We start from the raw sequence: 1,229 nt of genomic DNA, 5'->3' as shown, positions 1-1,229 counted from the left end.
CGCTAATCCGACCTTGTATTATTCCCTTCATGCCGTTCGTGATATTGCGAACGGTATCGACCGCTGTCAAAATCTTGGTAGGCATATCAAGACCGGGTAACTGGATGCCGTATCCGCCCTTAGGCTCCGAGCCAGTTTCGTAGATCTCGCACCAGTTACCCATCCTCAATGTCAAGATCGGACAGTATCTTTGGCACCGGCATGCCGGTTAGCCCGCATTCACAAGGTAGATCGCAAGAGGACCACAGCATGTTTAATTTAGGAATCGACGTTGCCAAGGCAAAACTCGACTGCGCACTGCGTCTGCCCAACGGCAAGCATCGTAACAAGGTAGTCGAAAACAATGACAAAGGATTCATTGCGCTGCGCGAATGGCTTCTCAGGCAGGACGCCGGCAGTGCGCGCGTGTGCATGGAAGCAACTGGCACTTACTGGGAAAGAGTAGCCGAGTATCTAGCGGGGTGTGGCATGTTGGTCAGTGTCATCAATCCGGCGCAGATCAAGGCCTTCGGCGCTTCGCGTCTGGTGCGCACGAAAACGGACAAAGTCGACGCGCAGCTGATCGCCGACTTCGCCCATGAACGTCAGCCCGAGCCATGGCTGGCGCCGTCGCCCGCCGAGCAGGCACTGCGCGCCTTGGTGCTGCGTCTGGAAGCCTTGCAAGCCATGCGCCAACAGGAAAGCAACCGGCTCGATGTGGCGCGTGCAGCGGTACGCCAAGGCATCGTTGATCACATCACCTGGCTCGATGCCCAGATCAAAGAACTGATCCGAGCCATCAACCGGCATATCGATGACGACCCGGATTTACGCGGCAAGCGTGAGCTGCTCGACACCATTCCTGGCCTGGGAGAGCGAACGATTCCGGTGTTGCTGTCCTATTATGCCAATCCCGAGCGCTTCGACAGCGCCAAGCAAGCCGTGGCGTTTGCGGGACTCGACCCGCGCCAGCACGAATCGGGCTCCAGCGTGCGTGGCAAGCCACGCATGTCGAAGGTCGGCCACAGTTTCCTGCGCAAAGCACTGTACATGCCAGCCATGGTGACCGTGTACCGGACGGCCTGGGGCAAGCGCTTTGGCCAGCGCCTCAGCGCTGCTGGCAAGGCACCCAAACTGATCATCGGTGCCATGATGCGCAAGCTGGTGCACGTGGCATTCGGCGTGCTCAGGTCGGGAAAAATATTTGATTCGACCTTGCACGCCGCTTGACGGGGATAACAGTATCTACC

At 58.1% G+C, this 1,229-nt stretch carries 1 protein-coding gene; it reads left to right on the top strand.

Annotated features, from left to right (window positions below):
- Positions 1–249: 249 nt before the first annotated feature.
- Positions 250–1,209, top strand: coding sequence for an IS110 family RNA-guided transposase (locus ACQ4WS_RS25435; protein ID WP_436479724.1), 960 nt, complete (start codon positions 250–252; stop codon positions 1,207–1,209).
- Positions 1,210–1,229 lie beyond the last annotated feature (20 nt).

It is taken from the genome of Janthinobacterium leeuwenhoeki, from assembly GCF_051380795.1.
In the GTDB taxonomy this organism is placed as follows: Bacteria; Pseudomonadota; Gammaproteobacteria; order Burkholderiales; family Burkholderiaceae_D; genus Janthinobacterium.
The sequence above is the reverse complement of the archived record's forward strand: the minus strand, read 5'-3'. Positions and strand labels throughout refer to the sequence as shown.

Coding starts and splice junctions, on each gene's coding strand:
- ACQ4WS_RS25435 (WP_436479724.1), top strand. CDS start 250: ATGTTTAATTTAGGAATCGACGTTGCCAAGGCAAAACTCGACTGCGCA.